The organism is Sphingomonas sp. HITSZ_GF, from assembly GCF_029543155.1.
Classification (GTDB): Bacteria; Pseudomonadota; Alphaproteobacteria; order Sphingomonadales; family Sphingomonadaceae; genus Sphingomonas.
The window spans coordinates 391,763-413,208 of sequence record NZ_JARQXA010000004.1; the positions used below are offsets into that span (position 1 = coordinate 391,763).

Below are 21,446 nucleotides of genomic sequence, written 5' to 3' on the forward strand. Positions count from 1 at the left end.
CGCGCCTTGTACGCCAAGCGTCGGCGGTGGCCAACGATGGATCGCGCTGGCTGCGCTGGCGGGTTCAGTCGATGATCGGATGTTTCTCGCGCAGCCGGTCGGCGATGCGTTCGACCGCGGCGTTCTCCTCGGCTTCGCCGCCGGGCGTGATCGACCAGTTGCAATGCGGATGGGTCTGCGCGCTGTAGCGCTTCACCGCGCCGATGACGTTGCGCCAGCGGCGCCGCGTACCACCGACTTCGCGCAGCAGGATGGCGAGGAACTGGTCGGTGAGGTCGGCCGCGTTCATGCGCCTTCCGCCGCCAGGCCCTTGAGCCGGTAGAGCATCTCCAGCGCCTCGCGCGGGCTGAGACTGTCGATGTCGAGCGCGCCGAGTTCGGTGCGCAGCATGTCGACGGCTTCTTCCTCCTCGACGGCTGCAGCGGCGAAGAGCGGCAGATCGTCGAGCCCGGCGGCAAGCCCACCGGTCTGGGCGCGGCCGGCCTCGAGCTTGTCGAGCACTGCCTTGGCACGCTTGACGGTGACCGGCGGCAGCCCGGCCAGGCGCGCGACGGCGAGGCCGTAGCTGCGGTCGGCCGGCCCCTCGGCGACTTCGTGGAGGAGGACGAGATCGCCCTTCCACTCGCGCGCGCGGACATGGTGGAGGGTGAGTGCCTCGCAGCGCTCGGCCAGACGGGTCAGCTCGTGATAGTGGGTCGCGAACAGGCAGCGGCAGCGATTGTCCTCGTGGATCGCCTCGACCACGGCCCAGGCGATGGCGAGGCCGTCATAGGTCGAGGTGCCGCGGCCGACCTCGTCGAGGATGACGAAGCTGCGCGGGGTTGCCTGCGCCAGGATCGCGGCGGTCTCGACCATCTCGACCATGAAGGTGGAGCGGCCGCGCGCGAGATTGTCCGAAGCGCCGACGCGGCTGAACAGCCGGTCGACCATGCCGAGCGTCGCGCGGGCGGCGGGGACGTAACTGCCGGCCTGGGCCAGCACCGCGATCAGCGCGTTCTGGCGCAGGAAGGTCGACTTGCCGCCCATGTTCGGGCCGGTGACCAGCCAGAGCCGGCTGCTCTCGGAAAGGTTGCAGTCATTGGCGACGAAGCGCCCGCCGCTCTTCGCCACGGCTTCCTCGACCACCGGGTGGCGCCCGCCCTCGATCTCGAAACAGGCATGCTCGACCAGGTGCGGGCGGACCCAGCCGCCTTCCGCAGCGCGTTCGGCAAGGCCGGCGGAGACGTCGATCCGGGCAAGCGCGTCGGCGGTGCCGGCGATGGTCTCGCGATCGGAAAGCGCCCGGGTGGTGAGCTCTTCGAGATGCGCGGCTTCGGCGGCGAGGCCATGGGCACCGGCCTGGGTGACCTTCACCGCGACTTCGTGCAGCTCGGGGGCGTTGAAGCGGACCACGCCGGCCAGGGTCTGGCGATGGGTGAAGCCGCTGTCCTGTGCCATCAGCGGGTCGGCATTCTTGGCTGGTACTTCGATATGATAGCCGAGCACGCCGTTGTGGCGGATCTTGAGCGAGCCGATGCCGGTGCGGGTGCGGTACTCGGCCTCGAGCGCGGCGATGGCGCGGCGGCCGCCGGCGCCCGCATCGCGCAGATGGTCGAGCGCTGCGTCATAACCCTCGGCGATATAGCCGCCATTGGCGGCATCGACGGGCGGCTCGGGGACGAGCGCGCGGGAAAGCAGATCGATCAGTGCGCCGTGGCCCCGCATCTGCGGGACGAGGTCGGCGAGCAGCGGCGGGATGCCGGTGGCCTCCAGCCGCTCGGCGAGGCGCCAGGCGCCGTCGAGGCCATCGCGCAACTGGCCGAGGTCGCGCGGGGAGCCGCGCCCGGCGGCGAGGCGGCCGAGCGCCCGGCCGATGTCGGGCATCGCCCTGAGCGCGCCGCGCACCATGTCGCGGACGCCCGCATCGTCATGGAAGTGGGTGACGAGATCGAGCCGCGCCTCGACGCTCGGCCGGTCCATCAGCGGGGCGGCGATGTCGCTGCCGAGCAGGCGCGCGCCGGCGCCGGTGACGGTGCGGTCGACGCTGTCGAGCAGGCTGCCCTTGCGCGTGCCGGCGGCGCTGACGGTGAGTTCGAGGCTCTCGCGCGTCGCCGCATCGATTGCCATTGCCGCTTCGGTGCGCGTGACGCGGGGCGGGCGCAGGAAGGGGAGCGACCCTTTGGCGGTGTGCTCGAGATAGGCGGCGAGCCCCCCGGCTGCGGCGAGCGCGGCGCGGGAGAATTGCCCGAAGCCGTCGAGCGTCGCCACGCCGAACAGCCGCTTGAGCCGTGCCTCGCCGCCGGCACTGTCGAAGTCGATGCGCGGGCGGGTGACCGTGGCGAGCTCGTCGAACGCGGAGCTGTCGCTAACCACGGTCTCGGCGGGGGAAAGCCGGGCGATCTCGGCGCCGGCGCGATCGGCCGTCGTCTCGATGATCTCGAAGCGGCCGGTCGAGATGTCGGCACAGGCGATGGCGACACTGCCGCCGGCCTCGCCGATCGCTGCGCACCAGTTGGCCGTGCGGCTGTCGAGCAGCGATTCCTCGGTCAGCGTGCCGGCGGTGACGACGCGGATGATCGCGCGATTGACCAGCGCCTTGGAACCCATCCGCTTGCGCGCTTCCTCGGGCGTCTCGGTCTGGTTGGCGATGGCGACGCGGTGACCGGCCTTGATCAGCCGGGCGAGATAGCCCTCCATCGCATGCACCGGCACGCCGCACATCGGGATGCGTTCGCCGTCATGCTCGCCCCGCGCCGTGAGCGCGATGTCGAGCACGGCACTGGCGATCTTCGCATCGTCGAAGAACAGCTCGAAAAAGTCGCCCATCCGGTAGAAGAGCAGGCAATCCTCCGCCTCCGCCTTCAGGGTGAGGTACTGCGCCATCATCGGAGTGGGGGCTGTGGAAGACATGCAGCGCCCGGACTAGCCGAACGTCCCCACCGATCAACACCCGCGTGTCGCTTTTCTGGGGACAAAGCGCGCTGTGCGGGATTTCGCACAAACCGGCAAATTATCAGACCAGAGCCATGCCAAATTCGGCATAAATTGGGGGATTAGGCGCATTGCGGCGCTGGATCGGCGACCCTAAAGGGATGCCAGTCGCCGGGAGAGAAGAATGTCTGAGGAATCGAACGTCCAGTTTTCCGAACGCGAGGCGCTGCTGTACCATTCGGAGGGACGTCCCGGTAAGATCGAGATCATCGCGTCGACCCCGATGGCAACGCAGCGCGATCTGGCGCTGGCCTATTCGCCGGGCGTGGCCGTGCCGGTGCGCGCGATCGCCGCCGATCCGGCAACTGCCTATGACTATACCGCCAAGGGCAATCTGGTCGCCGTGATCTCGAACGGCACTGCGATCCTGGGGCTGGGCAATCTCGGCGCGCTCGCCTCCAAGCCGGTGATGGAAGGCAAGGCCGTGCTGTTCAAGCGCTTCGCCGATGTCGATTCGATCGACATCGAGCTGAAGACCGAGGACGTCGATCGCTTCATCGACGCGGTGGAGCTGATGGAGCCGAGCTTCGGCGGCATCAACCTGGAAGACATCAAGTCGCCCGAATGCTTCGTGATCGAGCAGACGCTGCGCGAGCGCATGAACATTCCGGTGTTCCATGACGACCAGCACGGCACCGCGATCATCGCCGCCGCCGGCCTGATCAACGCGCTCCACCTGACCGGGCGCGACATCAAGGACACCCGCGTGGTGATGAACGGCGCGGGTGCCGCGGCGATCGCCTGTGCCGAGCTGATCAAGGCGATGGGCCTGCCCTCCGGCAACCTGCTGATGTGCGACCGCACCGGCGTGATCTATCAGGGCCGCGAAGGCGTGAACCAGTGGCAGTCGGCGCATGCCGTCGCCACCGAGCGTCGCAGCCTGGCCGATGCGCTGGTCGGCGCCGACGTGTTCATGGGGCTGTCGGCGGCCGGCGCGCTGCCTGCCGAGCTGCTCGACAAGATGGCGCAGAAGCCGATCATCTTCGCGATGGCCAATCCGGATCCGGAGATCACCCCGCCCGAGGCGCGCGCCGCGCGTCCGGACGCGATCATCGCTACGGGGCGCTCGGACTATCCGAACCAGGTCAACAACGTCCTCGGCTTCCCCTTCATCTTCCGCGGCGCGCTCGACGTGCGCGCGACGACGATCAACGATGCGATGAAGATCGCCGCGGCGACTGCGCTCGCCGAACTGGCCCGTCAGCAGGTGCCCGAGGAAGTGGCGGCCGCGTACGGCGTGCAGCACAGCTTCGGCCCCGACTATATCATCCCGGCGCCGTTCGATCCGCGCCTGATGGAGATCGTGCCTGCCGCCGTTGCCCAGGCAGCGATGGATTCGGGCGTGGCCACCAAGCCGATCACCGACATGGAGGCCTATCGCCAGCAGTTGCGCGCACGCCTCAATCCCACCACTTCGGTGCTCAGCCTTGCCTATGAAGGCGCCAAGGCCAATCCGAAGCGCGTGATCTTCGCGGAAGCCGAAGAGGAAGTCGTGCTGCGCGCGGCGATCGCCTTCAAGGATGGCGGCTATGGCACGCCGGTGCTGGTCGGCCGCGAGAGCGTGCATGATCGGCTGAAGGCGCTCGGCGCCAACCCCGAGCATTTCGAGCTGCACAACAGCGTCAATTCGCCGCTGGTCGAGCAGATGGTCGACTTCCTCTATTGCCGGCTCCAGCGCCGCGGTTACCTCCGCCGCGACTGCGAGCGCATGGTCAACCGCGACCGCAACATCTTCGGCGGCCTGCTGCTCCAGCTCGGCCATGCCGATGCGATGATCACCGGCGTGACGCGCACCTGGGCCGAATCGATGCGCCAGGTGAAGCGCGTGATCGATCACCGCCCGGGCCAGACGCCGTTCGGCATGCACGTGCTGGTCGGCCAATCGCACACCGTGTTCATCGCCGACACCACGGTGAACGAGCGCCCGAACGCCGAGGAGCTGGCTGATATCGCCGAGGGCGCCGCCACCGTTGCGCGCCGGATGGGCCATGAGCCGCGCGTCGCTTTCCTCAGCTACTCCAACTTCGGCAATCCCGAGGGCCAGTGGCTCGACAATGTCCGCGGGGCGATCAAGGTGCTCGATGGCCGTTCGGTCGAGTTCGAATATGAAGGCGAGATGTCGCCCGACGTCGCGCTCAACGAGCGCCAGCTCGCCAATTATCCGTTCGCGCGGATCAAGGGGCCGGCGAACGTGCTGATCATGCCGGGTCTCCAGTCCGCCAATATCTCGGCCAAGCTGCTGCGCGAGCTGGGCGGCGACTCGACGATCGGCCCGATGCTGATCGGCATGGAGAAGCCGGTGCAGATCGCGCCGATGACGGCGACGGCGAGCGAGCTGGTGACGCTGGCGGTGCTGGCCGCCGGCGGGATCGCGCGCTGATTTAGGCTCGTAAAACACCTCTTGCCTGCTACATTTGTAGCATGCTACAGCTGTAGCAGGTTAGAGGAGGACGAGTCGTGATCGAATCGCTGCCGCGCCGCGAGCGCGAAGTATTCGAGGCCTTGTGCGGTCTGGGCGAAGCCACGGCCGCGGCCGTGCGCGGCGCCATGGGCGATCCGCCGAGCGATTCGGCGGTACGCACGCTGCTGGGGCGGCTCGAGGCCAAGGGGCTGATCGACCACCGCACGCTCAACCAGGCCTATGTCTATGCGCCGGTGCCCCAGGCCGATGCGGTGGCCGAGACGGCGCTGCAGCGGCTGGTGCACACCTTCTTCCAGGGCTCTGCCGCCCGCGCCGCCACCGCGCTGCTCGGCATGGAGAAGGGGTTGGCTCCCGACGAGATCGAAGCGCTGCAGCAGGCGATCGACAAGGCGCGGGGGGACGCGGAATGATCCCCGATCTGCTGATCGAGCTGGGCTGGAAATCGGCCCTGGCCTGTGCGGTGGCGCTGCTCGCCAGCCAGGCGCTGCGCGGGCGTCCGGCGGCGCAGCGTGTCGCAATGCTGCGCGCCGGCGTTGCAGCATTGCTGCTGCTGCCCTTGCTGGTGCTCACCGTGCCGGTGCTCGAGATCGCCGTGCTGCCTGCGGTGGCACCGCTGCCCGAAATGCCCGCGGACGCGGTTGCGCCGATAGTCGCCGCGACTCCCGACGCACCCGGGGTCGACTGGGCCGCGCTGGCCTATGCCGCCGGTGCGGTGCTGATCCTGCTGCGTCTCGCCATCGGGCTCGTCATGTTGCACCGCTGGACCCGCCATGCGGTGCCCGCCTCCAACCCGGTGTGGCTGGAGGCGATCGCACGGGCCGCCGAACCCTTGAGGCGGTCCGTGCGACTACGCGTCTCCTCCCGCATCGGCTCGCCGCTGAGCCTGGGTATCGCGCCGGCCACCATCCTGATCGGCCCCGATACCGAGCGCTGCCCGGATCGCGCCGCTGCGGTGATCGCGCACGAGATCGCGCATGTCCGCCGCCTCGACTGGCCGGCGATGCTCGCGGCGCGCGTCGCGCTGGCGCTGTTCTGGTTCAACCCGCTCGCCTGGCTGCTCGCTGCTGAGCTTGCACGCCAGACCGAGCTGGCGGCGGACGAGGAAGCGGTAACGCATGTCGCGCGAGCCGATTATGCGCAGGCCCTGCTCGCGGTTGCCGGGGGCTGCGGCGCGCATGCTGCCTGCGGCATGGCAGTGACGCGCAGCGCGCTGGCGCGGCGGATCCGCCGGGTGCTCGATGCGGCCCCGGCCCGGCCGGCGAGCGGGCTGCTATGCGCCGTGTTGATCGGCAGCATACCGATTGGCATCGCGCCGCTGGCGGCGATGCAGCTGGTGCCGGCGCCTTCGCCCGCGCTGCCGCCCCAGCCGGCAGCCAAGGTTCGGCAGGCGCTGCCGGCCGAGCCGCCGGTCGCGAAAGATCCGGCGCGGGAGCTTGCCAAGCCATCCCGGCCGCGACGGACGATGTTCCGGCCTGTGCCGGTGCCCGCCGCGGCGAAGGCCGAGTTGCCGCAGACGGCGCCCGCGTCCAGCATTCCGCCGGGGTCCAAGGCGCTCTTCCGCTACGCGAGAACGGAATCGGGGGTCTTCAAGCGGATGCTCAATGGCAAGGAGGCGCCGGGCACCGAGGCCAGCCGCAAGTTCGAGGAGGAGGGGCGCCGCATGGCCGCCGCCGCGCTGGCCGCGAAGCAGGACGCGAAGCTGCCGGTGAAGACCTTCTGGCGTGCCGGGCCGGACCAGCGCGCGCAGGTGCAGCAGCGCATCCAGGCGGCGAGCCAGCTGCGCGCGACGGCGCAGACCTATACCCTGCGGGCCAAGGACGGTGGCCTCTCGCCCGATATCCGCAAGGGCTATCTGAAGGCGGCGGACTCGCTCCGCAGCGAGGCCGAGGCGCTCGAGAAGCAGGCAAGGCAGATGCAGGGCGCCATCTAGCCCGCACCTGAACCCCAATCACCGAACCAAAGCGCGGTTTTCGCGCCACGGGGCCGGCTTGTCCGGCGACTGAAGGGAGAATGACGATGCGTTCGATCCTGTTCCTGTCCCTTGTTCTTGTCGGCGCCTGTGCGGCCCGGGGCCCCGGCCCCGAGCCGGCGGCGCGGGTCGGCTATGCCGACCTGGCGCTGGAGACCGAAGCCGGGCGCGACGCGCTGCGCGAGCGGGTCGATGCCGCGGCGCGCAGCTATTGCCGCGATCATGGCCGGGACGTCACGCCGCAGCTGATCCGCAACGAGACGGGCTATTGCCTCGATGCGCTGCGCCAGTCGCTGGCCGAGGCGATGCCCGGTGCGGTGCGTCGCGCCTATTACCAACGCTAGCCGTCGATGCTGATGCCGACCGACGCGTTGACCAGCCCGCCATCGACCGTGATCGTGTCGCCCACGACATAGTCGCCGGCGCGGCTGGCGAGGTAGATGGCGGCGCCCGCCATGTCCTCGTCGACGCCGATGCGCTTCGCCGGGATTGCTTTGGCGACTTCGCCGCCATGGTCTCGGGCTGCCTTGTTCATGTCGCTGGCAAAGGCGCCGGGGGCGATCGAGGTGACGTTGATATGGTCGCGGATCAGCCGGGCGGCCATGCGCTTGGTCAGGTAGATCAGCGCCGATTTGGAGGCGTGGTAGCTATAGGTTTCCCAGGGATTGAGCCGCTGGCCGTCGATCGAGGTGATGTTGATCACCTTGGCCGGGCGCTCGGCGGAGCCGCTGGCCTTGAGCAGGCCGTGCAGCGCCTGGGTAAGGAAGAAGGGGGACTTCACATTGAGGTCCATTACCTTGTCCCAGCCCTTTTCAGGGAAGGTTTCGAACGGCTCCCCCCAGGCCGCGCCGGCATTGTTGACCAGGATGTCGAGCCGCTCCTCGCGCTCGGCGAGCGCGGCGGCGAGCGCCTTGCAGCCTTCGACCGTGCCGACGTCCATCGGCAGGGCGATGCAGTTCGGCCCGAGCGCGGCGGCGGTTTCCTCGCAGGCCTCGGCCTTGCGGGACGAGACATAGACCTTGGCGCCCTGGGCGACATAGCCCTGGGCGATCATCCTGCCGATGCCGCGGGAGCCGCCGGTGACGAGGGCGATCCGGCCGTCGAGGCGGAACAGGCTGGTGGTGTCCATTATGTTATCCTCTCCAGAATTCTTCAAATTCGTCATCCCGGCGAAAGCCGGGATCTCAGGCGATGGCGGGAAAGAGCAGCACGAGATCCCGCCCCGGATCGGGTCCGGGGCGGGATGACGGCTATCTTCTACCCACCTCGCTTCAGCGTCTCGCGGGCAATGATCAGCTGCTGGATCTGGCTGGTGCCTTCATAGATCCGGAACAGCCGGACATCACGATAAAGCCGCTCGATACCGTAGTCGGCGATATAGCCGGCGCCGCCGAAGATCTGTACGGCGCGGTCCGCCACGCGGCCGACCATCTCGCTGGCGAAATACTTCGCGGCGGCGGCCTCCATCGTGGTGTTCTGCCCCGCGTCCTTCGCTGCGGCGGTTTCGAGGACGAGGGCCTTTGCCGCCAGCGCCTCGGTCTTGGAATCGGCGAGCATCGCCTGGATCAGCTGATGCTCGGCGATCGGCTTGCCGAACTGCTTGCGCTCGCTTGCATAGGCGACGCAGTCGGCGATCAACCGCTCGGCGACGCCGACGCAGACCGCCGAGATGTGCAGCCGGCCCCGGTCGAGCACCTGCATGGCGATCTTGAAGCCTTCGCCTTCCGCGCCCAGCCGGTTGGCGGCGGGGACGGGGGTGTCGTCGAAGATCACGTCGGCGACGCGGGCGCCCTTCTGGCCCATCTTCTTCTCGGGCTCGCCGATGCTGACGCCGGGCAGGTCGCGCGGCACCAGGAAGGCGGAGACGCCGCGGCCGCCGGGCTCGTCGCCGGTGCGGGCCATCACGGTGAACAGCTCGGCCTTGTCGGCATTGGTGATGAAACGCTTGGTGCCGGTCAGGCGGTAGACATCGCCGTCCTGCACGGCCCGGGTCTTCACTGCACCGCTGTCCGAGCCGACATCGGGCTCGGTCAGGGCGAAGCTGGTGACGATCTCGCCGCTGGCGATCTTCGGCAGCCACTCGGCCTTCTGTTCCGGCGTCCCGGCCATGACCAGGCCCTGCGAGCCGATGCCGACATTGGTGCCGAAGCTCGAGCGGAAGGCCGGGGTGGTGCGGCCGAGCTCGATGGCGACCTTGCACTCCTCGAGCATGGTAAGCCCCAGGCCGCCAAACTCCTCCGAGATCGAAAGGCCGAACAGGCCGAGCGCCTTCATCTCGTCGAGGACTGCGGCGGGGATGGCGTCGGCGGCCTCGACCTCGCCTTCGAGGGGGCGCAGCCGCTCGGCGACGAAGCGGCGGATCGTCTCGATCAGCGTATCGAAGACTTCGGGGTCGAGCGCCATTGCCATGCGTTCCTCAAGTTCGAAGCCAGACGCTATACCGCTGCCTAGGCTTTGAGCAAGCCATACCCGATATTCCAATTCGTTCCGGTTGACCCTCCGCTTGCGGCACCTATGCTGCGCAGCGTCGGGTCGCAGGAAGGAAGTCAGCCCATGGAAACCAACCAGGCGGCGGTGCCCCCGGCACGGCGAATCCGCACGCCGATCATGCTCGCCTATGGCTTCGGCACGGTGGCGTACGGCGTGAAGGATTTCTGCTTCTCGACCTTCCTCCTCTTCTATTTCAACCAGGTCGTCGGATTGCCTGCGGCGGACGTCGGCTTCGCGATCATGTGCGCGCTGCTTCTCGACGCAGTGGCCGATCCGGCGATCGGATTCCTCTCGGACCGGACCGGCAGCCGCTGGGGGCGGCGCCATCCGTGGATGTATGCCTCGGCCCTCCCCATCGCGCTCGGCTGGGTGCTGCTGTGGAACCCGCCGGCGCTGTCCAATGCCCAACTGCTGCTCTGGGTCTTCGCCATGTCGGTGCTCGTTCGCACCGCGGTATCGGCCTATGAGGTACCGAGCCAGGCGCTGACCCCCGAGCTTTCCGCCGATTACGAGGAGCGGACGCGGATCATGGCGTATCGCTTCCTGTTCGGCTGGGCCGGCGGGCTGGCGATGATGATCCTCGCCTATGCCTGGCTGCTCGGTCCCTCGCCGGGCCATCCCAACGGCCAATTGGTGCGCAGCAATTACCCCGCCTTCGCCGCCGTCAGCGCCGGGATCATGGTGCTCGCCATCCTGGTCTCCGCGCTCGGCACGCACAGCGAGATCAAGCGGCTGCCCAGGGCCGAGCGGACCCGCCAGTCGATCGGCGCGCATTTCGCCGAGTTGGGGGCGACGGTGAAGAACCGGGCCTTCCTGATCCTGATGGCTGCCGGGCTCTGCTATTATTGCGCCCAGGGCGTCAGCTTTGCGCTCTCCTCCTATATCTATGCCCATGTCTGGCGCTTCCAGAACCAGGACTTCACCATCATCGCCTTCTCGCTCCTCGTCGGAGCCTTTTTCGCCTTCCTGCTCGCGCCGCGCATCTCGCGCCGCATGGGCAAGCCCAGGGCGGCGATGTGGATGATGGCCGCCGCCGCCTTCTGGGTGGCGCTGCCCTATATGCTGCGGCTCGCCGGGCTGTTCCCCGACCCCGGCAACCGCTGGATGCTCCCCGCGCTGTTCGCCATCTACGCCGCCAACGTCACCTGCAGCATCTCCGCGACCATCCTGGGCTCGTCGATGATGGCGGACGTCGTCGAGCAATCGGAGATCGAGACCGGGCGGCGGAACGAGGGCGTGTTCTTCGCCGGGGCGTTTTTTGTGCAGAAATGCTGCAGCGGCCTGGGCATCTGGGCGACCGGCATGCTGCTCGACCTGGTCGACTTCCCGGCGCTGGCCAAGGTGGGCACCGTTGCCCCGGAAGCCGTGGACCGGCTGACCATTCTCTTCTCCGTTCTCTACGCCGTGCTCGCCTTTGCCGCGGCCGGCTTCTATCGCGCCTTCCCCTTCGGCAAGGCCGAGCACGAGGCCAGGGTCGCGGCGCTCGCCGCCGGGAAGACGGAAATGTCCGCCGAGGCCTGAGCCCCGGCGGACATCCTTTCCTCCCCAGGAAAGGCGTTCCTCATCTTCTCTCGTCATCCCCGATAGGGCGGGGTTCCAGAGTTACCCTGCGCATCGCTCCGGGCTCTGGATCCCCGCCTGCGCGGGGATGACGAGGTAGAGAGGGCAAGTCTTCAGGCTCAGGCCACGCGGCCCAGGCGGTGATAGAGATTGGCGTATTTCACGCTCTCGGGCGCGTCCTTCACCTTCTCGAGATGGGTCGCCACCGCGTCGCGGATCAGGCGGAAATCCTCGGTCGAGAAGACGGCGCGGCTGCGCTGGGGTTCGGTCATGGCAATCACTCCTTTCTCATTTTGCGCCCTCAGGCGGCTTCGGTGGTGAACTGGGCGGTCTCGGTGCTCTCGGCGAGCGCGGTGGTGCTGCTCGATCCGCCCGCCAGCGTGGTGGCGATCGCATCGAAATAGCCGGTGCCGACTTCGCGCTGGTGGCGAGTCGCGGTGTAGCCATTCTCTTCCGCAGCGAACTCGGCCTGCTGCAGCTCCGAATAGGCGGCCATGCCGCGATCCTTGTAGCCCCGGGCCAGCTCGAACATGCCGTAGTTGAGCTGGTGGAAGCCGGCGAGCGTGACGAACTGGAACTTGTAGCCCATCGCGCCGATCTCGCGCTGGAACTTGGCGATGTCGTCCTTGTCGAGGTTCTTCTCCCAGTTGAAGCTGGGCGAGCAATTGTACGCCAGCATCTTGTTGGGGAATTCCTTCTTGATCGCCTCGGCGAAGCGGCGGGCATCGTCCATGTTGGGCTTCGAGGTTTCCCACCACAGCAGGTCGGCATGCTCGGCAAAGGCCAGGCCGCGCTTGATGCAGTGATCGACGCCGGTGCCGTCCTTGAGGCGGAAGAACCCCTCGGGGGTCCGCTCGCCGGTGAGGAACTCGCGGTCGCGCTCGTCGACGTCCGAGGTGATCAGGCGCGCGCTCTCGGCATCGGTGCGGGCGCAGATCACCGTCGGCACGCCGGCCACATCCGCCGCGAGCCGCGCGGCATCGAGGTTGCGGATATGCGCCTGGGTCGGGATCAGCACCTTGCCGCCGAGGTGCCCGCACTTCTTCTCCGAGGCGAGCTGGTCTTCATAGTGCACTCCGGCGGCGCCTGCGGCGATATAGGCCTTCATGATCTCGAAGCAGTTGAGCGGCCCGCCGAAGCCGGCCTCGGCATCGGCGACGATCGGCATGAACCAGTCGCGCTTGGCGCCGCCTTCCATATGCTCGATCTGGTCGGCGCGCTGGAGTGTGGCGTTGATCCGCTTGGCCAGCTCGGGGCCGGCATTGGCGGGATAGAGCGACTGATCGGGGTACATCTGGCCGGCGGTGTTGGCATCCGCCGCGACCTGCCAGCCGGAGAGGTAGATCGCCTTCAGCCCGGCGCGGACCATCTGCATCGCCTGGTTGCCGCTGAGCGCGCCGAGGGCGTTGATGTAATCTTCGGTCTGGAGCAGCTCCCAGAGCTTGAGCGCGCCGCGGCGGGCCAGCGTGTGCTCGATGGGAAGCGAGCCGCGCAGCCGCTCGACATCCTCCGGCGTGTACGGGCGCACAATGCCGTCGAACCGGCCGGTGGGGGCGGGGATCAGATCTTCGAAGCGGGTCGGCATTGTGTGTTCCTTGACTAGGTTGCCCGGTTTGTATGGATATTCCTTGATTATGTTGACTAGCGCCTATGGGTATTGGGCAGGGTCATGGTGTGCGGAGCGGCTTTCCTTTGATTTGAAAGGGTGTAAAGAATTTACAAGGCGTGATATGGAACATAACAAGAACTTCTGCGTGTAGGAAAGCCCTCTCCGTCACCCCGGCGAAAGCCGGGGTCTCAGGCGAGGGCGCGGGAAAGGCGCCGCACGAGATCCCGGCTTTCGCCGGGATGACGGTTTGGGCTCGTTGATGATTGGGATTTGGGATGGCCGAACAGAAGCTCTTCGCCGGACATGCCGTGCGCCGCTTGCGCCGGCAGCTGCTGCTGACCCAGGCGGCGATGGCCGAGGCGCTGGGGGTGTCGGCAAGCTATCTCAACCTGGTCGAACGCAACCAGCGGCCGGTGTCGGCGATGCTGATGCTGCGGCTGTCCGAGGTCTATGACTTCGACCCGCGCAAGCTTGCCGCCGCCGAGCCGGGCGGGGGGATGGAAGCGCTGCGGCGGCGGCTGGCCGATCCGATCTTCGCCGATCTCGAGATCGACCGGCAGCAGATGGAGGAATGGCTGGCGGGGGCGCCGGGCGGGGCGGAGGCATTCGCGCGCGCCTATGACCGGATCGGCGCCGCCGGGCCGGTGACGGGCGAGGGGGCAAGCGACTCCGGGCGCCAGGTGCGCCGCGAGGTGGAGCGCTGGCGCGGACATTTCGCCGATCTCGATGCCGTCGCCGAGGCGCTGGCCGATGAGCTGCGCCAGGCGGCGGGCGATCCCTATGGCGCGATGGCCGAGCGGCTGCGGGTGAAGCATCAATTGTCGGTACGGATCCTGCCGGCCGACGTGATGCCGGGGCTATTGAAGCGGCTCGACCTGCATGCGCGCCAGGTGCAGCTCTCCGAACTGCTCGATCCGGCGGGGCGGACCTTCGCGCTGGCAGAGCGGCTGTCGCAGGAAGCGCGGAGCGAGATCGATGCGCTGGTGCGCGGCGCCGGGCTCGATCGCGCCGGCGAGCGGCTCTATCTGCGCCATCTCGTCGGCTATTTCGCCGCGGCCCTGGTGATGCCCTATGGCCGGTTTCTCCGCGCCTGCGAGCAGACGGGGTACGACATGGAAGTGCTGCAGCGGCGCTTCGGCGCGAGCTTCGAGCAGGTGGCGCACCGGCTGACCACCTTGCAGCGGGTGGGTGCGCGCGGGCTGCCCTTCTTCCTGATCCGCACCGACCGGGCGGGGCAGGTCTCCAAGCGCTTTGCCGGGGCGAGCGGATCGGCGCTGGTCGAGGGCCCCGGCCTGTGCCCGCTATGGAACCTGACCGAAGCGTTCGGCCGCGCCGACGAGACGCTGACCCAGCTGATCGAGACCGAGGATCGGGCGCGCTGGTTCACCTTGTCGCGGGCGCGGACGCCGCACGGGGCGCAGGGCGTGAAGGCGCGCTTTGCCCTGGGGGTCGGGCTGGCGGCCGCCGAGGCGCGGGCGCTGTCGGCGGCGCGCGGGGTCGACCTGGCTGGCGAGGCGGTGCCGGTGGGGCTGGGCTGCCGGGCCTGCACCCGGCCCGATTGTGCGCAGCGAAGTGCGCCACCGGCGGGCCGCGCGGCGCTCGCGAGCGAGCGCGAGAGTGGGGTCACGCCGTTCGGGTTTGCGGGGGATTAGGGCGATGCCGGGGCGACGGGCCACGTGTCGCCTGCGGCGGCAATTCGACGTTCTTAGCCCCGGGGCGACGATAGCGGATGCGTTCCTCTCCCGGAGGGACAGAAGGCGGTGGTGGAGAGGGAACGCCACGCGCGGCGCGCTCGCGGCAAGCCCCCTCCACCAGCCTGCGGCTGGTCCCCCTCCCCCTCCGGGAGAGGATCGGTCGCGCCTCGATCCGCTCTACGCCGCCATCTCCCCCAGCAATTCCTCGAGCTGGCCGAACTGCTCGGGCAGGCCTTCGGTGCCGCCGATGCCTTCGTCGAGCGCTTCCTTGGTGGGATAGGTCTCGCGGAAAGTGAGCAGCGTCTTGCCGTCCTGCTCCTTGAGCGTGACCGAGGAGATCGCGCCGCTGTCGCCGCTTTCCTCGTTGGTCCAGACGATGCGCTGGTTGGGGACGACGTCGGTATATTTGCCGAAGAACGCCCAGATCTGGCCGCCTTCCGCCTCGAACTCGATCCGGTAGCTGCCGCCGACGCGGACATCGAGCTCGCGGACATGCATCGGCACGCCCATCGATTTCGGTGCCCACCAGCGCTGGAACAGCTCGGGGGTGGTCCAGGCCTTGAAGACGAGGTGCGGCGGCGCGTCGAAGAGGCGCGTGGCCTCCACTTCGGTGTCCGAGATGCGCTGCACCTTGGTGGCGGCGAGGTTACTGGCGTTCAGGCCCATCGATCTTCTCCTTGGCTTTGAGTTCGGTGAGGACGTCGTCCAGCGCATCGAAACGGGCGTGCCAGCGCTGGTGGTAGTTGGCGATCCAGCCCATTTCCTCGGTCAGCCCCGCCGCGCCGAGCCGGCAGGTGCGGGTGCGGCCGACCTTCTCGGTGGCAACCAGCCCGGCGCGCTCGAGCACCTGGATATGCTTCTTCATGCCGGTGAGGGTCATGTGGAAGCGCGCGGCGAGATCGGTGACCGAAGCCTCGGCGCGGGCTAGCTGCTCGAGCACGCCGCGTCGCGTCGCGTCCGAAAGCGCGGCGAAGGAGGCGTCGAGCCGGGCGGCTTGATACTGAACCATATGGTTCAGTGTTAGCGCAGTCGGAGGTGGGGCGCAAGGGCTGCTTTTCCCCGGCGAAGGCCGGGGCCCAGGCTGAGCGTGCGCGTCGAAGACGCGCCAAGGCGCGTGACTTTTAAGGCTGGGCCCCGGCCTTCGCCGGGGAAAGTAGAGGAGATATCCCCGGCTGGGGACGGATCAGAACAGCGTCGTCAGATAGTAGAAGATCGCGCCCACCGCCGCCGAGGCGGGGATGGTGATCACCCAGGCGACCACCACGTTGCTGGCGACGCCCCAGCGCACGGCCGAGGCGCGGCGCGCGGTGCCGGCGCCGATCACCGCACCGGTGATCGTGTGCGTCGTCGAGACCGGGATGCCGAGCAAGGAGGCGCCGAACAGCACGATAGAGCCGGCGAGCGAGGCGCTGAAGCCCTGGTGCTGCGACAGCTTGGTGATGCGGCTGCCCATCGTCTCGATGATCTTCCAGCCGCCGCTGAGCGTGCCGAGCGCGATCGCGATATAGCAGGCGATCGCCACCCAGTGCGGCACGTGGAACTCGCCGTGGAGATAGCCGGTCGAGTAGAGCAGCACGGTGATGATGCCCATCGTCTTCTGCGCGTCGTTGAGGCCGTGGCTCAGCGAATAGGCGCCCGAGGAGACAAGGTGCAGCGCGCGGAAGCTGCGCTCCGCGGTGCGCGAGCTGGCGCGCATGAACAGCCAGGAGGTGAGCAGCATCACCAGCATCGCCAGGATCATGCCGATGGTCGGCGAGAGGACGATGGCGATCAGCGTCTTGTTGAGGCCGGTCCACTTCACACCGGTGAGCCCGGCATGCGCGACGCCCGAGCCGATCATCCCGCCGACCAGCGCGTGCGACGAGGAGGAGGGAATACCCTTGAGCCAGGTGACGACGTTCCAGAACATCGCCCCGATCAGCGCGCCGAAGACGACGCCGGGCGTGACCAGGTTCTTGTCGATCAGCCCCTGGCCGATCGTGTCCGCCACCTTGTGCAGCGCCGGGAAGGCGATGGTGAGGAAATAGGCGGCGAAGTTGAACACCGCGGCGAAGGCGACGGCGTGGACCGGCTTGAGCAGGCGCGTGGCGACGACCGTGGCGATCGAGTTCGCCGCGTCGTGCAGGCCGTTGAGGAAGTCGAACGCCAGCGCGACCAGGATCAGGCCGACGAGCAGGGGAAAGGCGAGTTCGTACATCGTCGGGGCCCGATCAGGCGTGGTCGATCACGATGCCGTCGATCTCGTTGGCGACATCCTCGAACGCGTCGACGATGCGCTCGAGATGCTTGTACAGCTCGCGGTTGACGGCGAACTGGAGCGGGTCGCTCGGGCCGATGCTCTTGAAGGCTTTCTTGAGGCCCTCGGCATGGATCTCGTCGGCGCGGCTCTCCATGCGGACGATGCGCTCGGTCAGCTCGTGCAGGCGGGCACCGTTGCGGCCGACGTCGCGGAGCAGCGGCATCGCCTCGGCCGTGAGGCGGGCGGCATCGACGATGATCGCCGCCATGTCCTTCATCTCCTGCTCGAAATCGGTGACTTCGTAGAGGTCGATCGCCTGGACGGCGGCCTGCATCTCGTCGATCGCATCGTCCATCGCGCCGATCAGCGACGTGATCGCGCCGCGGTCGAACGGGGTGAGGAAGGTCTCGCGCACGGTGCGCAGCATCTCGCGGATGATCTCGTCGGCATCGTGCTCGCGCTCGATCACTTCGCGGATGTGATCGGGGCTGCCGTCCTGCAGCAGGCGGGCGAGCGCATCGGCGCCGGCGACGACGGTGCGCGCATGCGCCTCGAACATCTCGAAGAAATTGCCGGTGCGGGGCAGCAGGCGCTGGAACCAGGCGAACATCGTATGGACCTTTGATTTGCGGGCGACGGCAGTGAGCAGCCCGTTGCGTTGGGTAGCCGCGCGGAACTCGGCAGGGCCGAACGAGCGGATGAGATCGGCGAGATCGGCTTCGTCGACCGCCGCGGCGGCCTCGGCCAGGCTGAACCAGCGGCGCTCGCGCTCGCCCTGTTCCTTCCAGGCGGCGAGTTCCTGGTTCACCGCGAGCGGGAACACGTCGACGTCGATCATCAGCGCGGCGCCGTTGCGCCGCTTCTTGCGATAGCGGAACGAGCCGAGCGGCAGCGGGCAGACCAGGCCGCGCACGCCGGCCTCTTCCTCCGCCTCGATCGCGGCGGCGGTGTGCTGGGGCATGCCCGGCTCGGGATTGCCCTTGGGAATCACCCAGCGGCCGCTGTCGCGCGAGGTCACCAGCAGCACGCGCACCGGCGCGTCGATCGCGCTTCCTTCGGTGCGATACGGCAAGGCGGCGATCTGGCGGATGGCGGAAGACTCGGAAAGCTGGGGAGGGGCGGCGGCGGGCTTGTTACAAATTCATGTCCAGCGCAAGGGCGCCCAAATCCGGCGCATGGGAAAAGGGCGGGAAGCTTGCGCCTCCCGCCCCGTTTTCCGCCTTTCGGCCAGCGTCCGGATCAGAACCGGGCGGTGACGTTCAGGTAGAAGGTCCGGCCGGTATAGTCGTAGCCCGAATAGAGCGGCGAGTTGCCGACCATGCTATAGACGCCCGAGGTGATCGACGGCGGCATCTGGTCGAACAGGTTCCGCACGCCCATCGTCAGCTCGTACCGCTCGATGTCGAACTGGATCGATGCGTTGTGCAGGAAATAGTCCGGCGTACCGAGATAGTAGTTGTCCTTGATCAGCTCATAGGTCGCCTGGTCGACGATGCCCGTGTCGCTGTCGGTCGCCACATATTTGGCGACGCGATCGTTGGACGAGCCCTTGATCCAGTCGATGCCGTAGTGGAGCGTCACCGGACCGCTGCGGTAGGACGCGTTGAGCGACCCGGTCCAGTCCGGCGAGCCGATCGTGCCATTGGCATCGACCAGCGCGTCGCCGTCGAGGACGCGCGACGACTGCTCGACATATTTGGTCACCATCGCGTCGACGAGGAAGGTGCCGCCGAACATCCGATTCTGATAGCGCAGATCGAATTCCCAGCCGCGACGCTTGTCGGTCGAGATGTTGATGTAGTTGTCCTGCACGGTCAGCTGGTTGTTGGCGTCGCGCGTGACATAGTTGCAGTAGCTCGAGCTCGGGAAGTTCGCCGAGCCATAGCACAGGTTCAGCAGGCCGCTGGCGCCGACGCGCGAGACTTCGTTGTCCACCTCGATCGAGAAATAGTCGAGCGACGCCGACAGCACGCCCATCTTGCCCGGCAGCACCGGGTTGATGACCGCACCCGCCGAGAAGTTCTTCGACGTCTCGGCACGCAGGCCGGTCTCCGCACCGCCCGCCGTCAGCACGGTGACGCTGCCGGTCTGGGTGAAGGTGCCCGGCAGGCCCGCCGCCGCGCAGTTGCGCTGGATGATCGGGTTCGAGCTGGTGGCATAGTTGTCGCACGGGTCGTACGAACCCGACAGGAAGCCGCTGGTCGCGCCGAGATACTGCTCGAACAGCGCCGGAGCGCGGTACGAGGTGCCGTAGCTGGTGCGCAGGCCGAAGCCCTTGACCGGCTCGTAGGTGGCCGAGCCCTTGTAGGTCCACTGGCCGCCATAGGAGCGGTAATGGGTGTAGCGGCCCGAGCCGTCGATCGTCAGCGCATGCACGAACGGCAGGTTGGCGAGCAGCGGCAGGTTGAGCTCGCCATAGGCTTCCCAGACCTCGTCCGAACCGACGGTCGGCGTGGCCGAGGTCAGGTTGTACATGTCGCCGTTGACGCTCTCGATCGGCGGCTGGTCGTTCAGCTGGTCGTGGCGATATTCGAAGCCGAGTGCGGCCGCGGCATTGCCGCCGGGCAGCTTGAACAGCGAACCGTTGACGTTGAACGCGCCGGTGATCTCGTCGAACTTGGTGTGACCGACCACCGTATCGGTGATGTAGTCGCGATAGGCCTGCGACAGGTTGCCGCCGATCGACGCTGCGTTGATCGCCGGCGCCGCGACGCAGCCGCCCGAGGAATCGACGCAGCTGAAGCTGCCATCGGTGTTCTGCACGACGTTGAGCGACTTGGCGACCTTGCTGGTGATGAAGGTGTCGGTCGCGTAGCTCGAGCGCATCCAAGAATAGGCGCCATAGGCATCATAGGACCAGTCGCCCAGGCCGAGATTGCCGCGGATGCCGCCGGCGGTGCGATAGGTATAGACGTCCTGCGAGCTGTTCAGCAGGCCGTAGCCGATGAACGAGCGAGCGGCGACCGTCTGGCCGTTCGACACTGCCGTCGCCGACGAGAACACGCCGCTGCGGAACATCGTCGGGACCAGCAGGCTGCCCGTCGCATAGTCGAGCGTGAGCTGGCGATAGCCGAGCGACGACGACTGGCGGCGGTTGCCGAGCAGCTCGACATAGACCTGGGCATCGCCGAGCGCATGCAGGTCGTACGAGCCCGACAGGAAGCCGGTATAGGTGCGCAGCGGCGTGACCACCTGCTCGTTCAGCATCGCCGGATCGAAGGTGGTGCGGGTATAGTTGCCGACGCCTTCATAGCCGGGCGTGTTGCCGCCGGTGACCGCCGCATTCGGGCGCAGACGGTTGAACGCGGTGGCAGTCTCGCCCGCTGCCGGGGTGGCGGTGCGGGTGGGAACGCCGAGCGTGTTGATCGTGAGACCGCCATTGTCGAGCGACCAGCACTTCGACTGGCCGGTGGCCGGATCGATATAGTCGCCCGATCCCATCGCCGTGCCGGCGCCGCTCAGATAACCGCCGATCGGGCAGCGCGCGAAGTCGGTATCGCCGATCGTCAGGCTGCTGCGGTTGTAATAGTCGACCGAGCCGATCAGGTGCCAGCGATCGCCATGCGCGCCGAACGACGCCGACAGGCGGTTGGCAGTGCCGGCGCCGACTTCCGGAACGTTGGTCTGCGCTTCGAGCACCAGGCCCTTGATCGAATCGTCGGTGAGGATGTTGATCACGCCCGCGACCGCATCCGAACCATAGATCGACGAGGCGCCGGCCTTGAGCACTTCGATGCGCTTCACGATCGCATCGGGGATCGAGTTGAGATCGACCGAGCCGACCGAGCCGCGGGTGCCGGCCGGCGACAGGCGGTGGCCGTTGAGCAGGACCAGCGTACGGGTGGCGCCGAGGCCGCGCAGGCCGATCGAGTTCACGCCGGTGCCGCCGTCAACGACATAGCCGCCATAATAGTTGTTGATCTGCGACGAGCCCTGGGTGACCGCAGTGCTCTGCAGCGCGTCCGAGACCGAGCTGAAGCCGGCCTGGGTCATCTCGTCCTTGCTGATCACCGTCAGCGGCTCGGGCGAGGAGAAGTTGCTGCGGCGGATGCGCGAGCCGGTGACGATGATGTCGCCGGCCGTTTCCGCGGCCTGTGCCGCCGGGGCGGTCTGGTCGGCGGTCTGCCCGGCATTGGTCTGGTCGTCGGTGGTCTGTGCCATTGCCTGCGGCGCGGCCGCGAAGGCCAGTGCCAGCGCCGACAATGCGGTGCCGGCGCGCAAGGTGATTTGCGTCCCGTTCATGTGTGTACCCTTGTTGATCCGGCCGCCGGCGATGCGCCGGCCGGGGTTACCCGGACGCCGTCTGCTGCGACTGCGAAGCAGGCCCGAACGGCGTCCATCGCGCATGGGTGGCGTGCGGACGGGCCGCCTGTAAATGCGCTAAACATAGGAGAAACAACAATTTAAAAGCGCTGTAGTCGAAATGCCACAAAGATTTCCGCGTGTTGCCGGATGCCGCTTTGCTGCGCTGGATTTGTTGCAGCGCGTTGCAG

17 protein-coding genes are annotated in these 21,446 nt (G+C 67.8%); 6 read left to right on the top strand and 11 right to left on the bottom strand.

Annotation, left to right across the window (positions count from 1 at the left end; translation table 11 throughout):
• Positions 1-64: 64 nt before the first annotated feature.
• Both P6144_RS13685 and mutS read right to left on the bottom strand, forming a co-directional pair.
• Positions 65-289, bottom strand: coding sequence for a hypothetical protein (locus tag P6144_RS13685; RefSeq protein ID WP_277768314.1), 225 nt, complete (start codon positions 287-289; stop codon positions 65-67).
• On the bottom strand, positions 286-2,865 hold the full coding sequence (gene mutS, locus P6144_RS13690) for a DNA mismatch repair protein MutS (protein WP_277768422.1): 2,580 nt from the start codon (positions 2,863-2,865) through the stop codon (positions 286-288). The genes P6144_RS13685 and mutS overlap by 4 nt, the downstream gene beginning before the upstream one ends.
• A gap of 229 nt (positions 2,866-3,094) precedes the next feature.
• Between mutS and P6144_RS13695 the strand changes: the two genes are divergently transcribed.
• The 4 genes from P6144_RS13695 to P6144_RS13710 all read left to right on the top strand — a co-directional run bounded on the left by P6144_RS13695 (position 3,095) and on the right by P6144_RS13710 (position 7,705).
• The gene (locus tag P6144_RS13695; protein WP_277768315.1) at positions 3,095-5,350 is read left to right on the top strand and encodes an NADP-dependent malic enzyme; all 2,256 of its coding nucleotides are present in this window, start codon (positions 3,095-3,097) and stop codon (positions 5,348-5,350) included.
• A gap of 77 nt (positions 5,351-5,427) precedes the next feature.
• Positions 5,428-5,802 (top strand): BlaI/MecI/CopY family transcriptional regulator, encoded by a 375-nt coding sequence (locus P6144_RS13700; RefSeq protein WP_277768316.1) that lies wholly within the window; start codon positions 5,428-5,430, stop codon positions 5,800-5,802.
• Complete coding sequence (locus P6144_RS13705; RefSeq protein ID WP_277768317.1) at positions 5,799-7,322, top strand: M56 family metallopeptidase; 1,524 nt, start codon at positions 5,799-5,801, stop codon at positions 7,320-7,322. Before P6144_RS13700 ends, P6144_RS13705 begins: the two co-directional genes overlap by 4 nt.
• A gap of 86 nt (positions 7,323-7,408) precedes the next feature.
• Complete coding sequence (locus P6144_RS13710; RefSeq protein ID WP_277768318.1) at positions 7,409-7,705, top strand: UrcA family protein; 297 nt, start codon at positions 7,409-7,411, stop codon at positions 7,703-7,705.
• Here P6144_RS13710 and P6144_RS13715 read toward each other — a convergent pair.
• Positions 7,702-8,490 (bottom strand): SDR family oxidoreductase, encoded by a 789-nt coding sequence (locus P6144_RS13715; protein ID WP_277768319.1) that lies wholly within the window; start codon positions 8,488-8,490, stop codon positions 7,702-7,704. The genes P6144_RS13710 and P6144_RS13715 overlap by 4 nt on opposite strands.
• Before the next feature lie 128 nt (positions 8,491-8,618).
• Positions 8,619-9,764, bottom strand: a complete 1,146-nt coding sequence (locus tag P6144_RS13720) for an acyl-CoA dehydrogenase family protein (RefSeq protein WP_277768423.1) — start codon at positions 9,762-9,764, stop codon at positions 8,619-8,621.
• A 150-nt stretch (positions 9,765-9,914) separates the two neighbouring features.
• Here P6144_RS13720 and P6144_RS13725 point away from each other — a divergent pair, with 150 nt between their 5' ends.
• Positions 9,915-11,372, top strand: coding sequence for an MFS transporter (locus tag P6144_RS13725; RefSeq protein WP_277768320.1), 1,458 nt, complete (start codon positions 9,915-9,917; stop codon positions 11,370-11,372).
• A gap of 158 nt (positions 11,373-11,530) precedes the next feature.
• Here P6144_RS13725 and P6144_RS13730 read toward each other — a convergent pair whose 3' ends face one another.
• Entirely contained in the window at positions 11,531-11,683 is a 153-nt protein-coding gene (locus P6144_RS13730) for a hypothetical protein (protein ID WP_180147184.1), read from the bottom strand.
• Positions 11,684-11,712: 29 nt separating this feature from the next.
• Positions 11,713-12,996: an isocitrate lyase gene (gene aceA / locus P6144_RS13735; RefSeq protein WP_277768321.1), complete on the bottom strand. Its 1,284-nt coding sequence runs from the start codon at positions 12,994-12,996 to the stop codon at positions 11,713-11,715.
• A 299-nt stretch (positions 12,997-13,295) separates the two neighbouring features.
• Between aceA and P6144_RS13740 the strand changes: the two genes are divergently transcribed.
• A complete protein-coding gene (locus P6144_RS13740) occupies positions 13,296-14,672 on the top strand; it encodes an XRE family transcriptional regulator (RefSeq protein WP_277768322.1) in 1,377 nt (458 codons plus the stop codon).
• A gap of 219 nt (positions 14,673-14,891) precedes the next feature.
• Here P6144_RS13740 and P6144_RS13745 read toward each other — a convergent pair whose 3' ends face one another.
• The 5 genes from P6144_RS13745 to P6144_RS13765 all read right to left on the bottom strand — a co-directional run bounded on the left by P6144_RS13745 (position 14,892) and on the right by P6144_RS13765 (position 21,195).
• On the bottom strand, positions 14,892-15,380 hold the full coding sequence (locus tag P6144_RS13745; protein ID WP_277768323.1) for an SRPBCC domain-containing protein: 489 nt from the start codon (positions 15,378-15,380) through the stop codon (positions 14,892-14,894).
• A complete protein-coding gene (locus tag P6144_RS13750) occupies positions 15,361-15,723 on the bottom strand; it encodes a metalloregulator ArsR/SmtB family transcription factor (protein WP_277768324.1) in 363 nt (120 codons plus the stop codon). Before P6144_RS13750 ends, P6144_RS13745 begins: the two co-directional genes overlap by 20 nt.
• A 174-nt stretch (positions 15,724-15,897) precedes the next feature.
• Complete coding sequence (locus P6144_RS13755; protein WP_277768325.1) at positions 15,898-16,911, bottom strand: inorganic phosphate transporter; 1,014 nt, start codon at positions 16,909-16,911, stop codon at positions 15,898-15,900.
• A gap of 13 nt (positions 16,912-16,924) precedes the next feature.
• Positions 16,925-18,025, bottom strand: a complete 1,101-nt coding sequence (locus tag P6144_RS13760) for a DUF47 family protein (protein WP_277768326.1) — start codon at positions 18,023-18,025, stop codon at positions 16,925-16,927.
• A 167-nt stretch (positions 18,026-18,192) separates the two neighbouring features.
• Positions 18,193-21,195 (bottom strand): TonB-dependent receptor, encoded by a 3,003-nt coding sequence (locus tag P6144_RS13765; protein ID WP_277768327.1) that lies wholly within the window; start codon positions 21,193-21,195, stop codon positions 18,193-18,195.
• Positions 21,196-21,446 lie beyond the last annotated feature (251 nt).

Bases quoted from the DNA above. Each gene is read 5' to 3' on its own strand.
- P6144_RS13685 (WP_277768314.1), bottom strand. From the start codon at position 289: ATGAACGCGGCCGACCTCACCGACCAGTTCCTCGCCATCCTGCTGCGC.
- mutS (WP_277768422.1), bottom strand. From the start codon at position 2,865: ATGATGGCGCAGTACCTCACCCTGAAGGCGGAGGCGGAGGATTGCCTG.
- P6144_RS13695 (WP_277768315.1), top strand. From the start codon at position 3,095: ATGTCTGAGGAATCGAACGTCCAGTTTTCCGAACGCGAGGCGCTGCTG.
- P6144_RS13705 (WP_277768317.1), top strand. From the start codon at position 5,799: ATGATCCCCGATCTGCTGATCGAGCTGGGCTGGAAATCGGCCCTGGCC.
- P6144_RS13710 (WP_277768318.1), top strand. From the start codon at position 7,409: ATGCGTTCGATCCTGTTCCTGTCCCTTGTTCTTGTCGGCGCCTGTGCG.
- P6144_RS13715 (WP_277768319.1), bottom strand. From the start codon at position 8,490: ATGGACACCACCAGCCTGTTCCGCCTCGACGGCCGGATCGCCCTCGTC.
- P6144_RS13720 (WP_277768423.1), bottom strand. From the start codon at position 9,764: ATGGCGCTCGACCCCGAAGTCTTCGATACGCTGATCGAGACGATCCGC.
- P6144_RS13725 (WP_277768320.1), top strand. From the start codon at position 9,915: ATGGAAACCAACCAGGCGGCGGTGCCCCCGGCACGGCGAATCCGCACG.
- P6144_RS13730 (WP_180147184.1), bottom strand. From the start codon at position 11,683: ATGACCGAACCCCAGCGCAGCCGCGCCGTCTTCTCGACCGAGGATTTC.
- aceA (WP_277768321.1), bottom strand. From the start codon at position 12,996: ATGCCGACCCGCTTCGAAGATCTGATCCCCGCCCCCACCGGCCGGTTC.
- P6144_RS13740 (WP_277768322.1), top strand. From the start codon at position 13,296: ATGGCCGAACAGAAGCTCTTCGCCGGACATGCCGTGCGCCGCTTGCGC.
- P6144_RS13745 (WP_277768323.1), bottom strand. From the start codon at position 15,380: ATGGGCCTGAACGCCAGTAACCTCGCCGCCACCAAGGTGCAGCGCATC.
- P6144_RS13750 (WP_277768324.1), bottom strand. From the start codon at position 15,723: ATGGTTCAGTATCAAGCCGCCCGGCTCGACGCCTCCTTCGCCGCGCTT.
- P6144_RS13755 (WP_277768325.1), bottom strand. From the start codon at position 16,911: ATGTACGAACTCGCCTTTCCCCTGCTCGTCGGCCTGATCCTGGTCGCG.
- P6144_RS13765 (WP_277768327.1), bottom strand. From the start codon at position 21,195: ATGAACGGGACGCAAATCACCTTGCGCGCCGGCACCGCATTGTCGGCG.